Origin of the sequence: Brachyspira catarrhinii, assembly GCF_005518285.1 — a bacterium.
Classification (GTDB): Bacteria; Spirochaetota; Brachyspiria; order Brachyspirales; family Brachyspiraceae; genus Brachyspira; species Brachyspira catarrhinii.
In genome coordinates this window covers 1-455 of the sequence record NZ_SJDU01000780.1, presented here as the reverse complement: position 1 = coordinate 455, position 455 = coordinate 1, and the positions used below count along the sequence as shown (strand labels likewise).

At 20.0% G+C, this 455-nt stretch carries 1 protein-coding gene; it reads left to right on the top strand.

From position 1 onward, the window contains the following. Positions 1-101: 101 nt before the first annotated feature. Positions 102-455, top strand: a 354-nt coding sequence (locus EZH24_RS14760; RefSeq protein WP_137999491.1) for a hypothetical protein, incomplete at its 3' end; no start/stop codon positions are given.

Sequence of the window (455 nt, the reverse complement as noted above, 5' to 3'; positions counted from 1 at the left end):
TTATCTTTGGTGTAACAGTTAGTTACACCTTTTTTATTCCTTTCATATTTCCTTATATATTTTTTATAAAGTATAGATAAAAAATATATAAGGAATAAAAAGTGGAAGAAATAAAAAAGAACAAAACTAAAGATATTATAGAATTAATACTTCCTACAGAAAAGGAAAAAAAAGTTTATTTAGGATTTTATTGTAGTAAAGATATTATTAAAGATATGAAAAAATATGCTCATAATTATAAAATGTCATTAGGCGAATATATAGAAGAGATACATAATTCATGCAAAAATATAAAAGATACATCTATAATAAAAAGCGAAAATACAAAAAAAATGACTTGGGCAGCTTTAGTAGAAAAAAATAATTTTAATGATATTAAAAACTACGCAGGAAAATACAAAATGTCATTAGGTGAATATATAGAATATATACATAAATTATATATTTATAATATA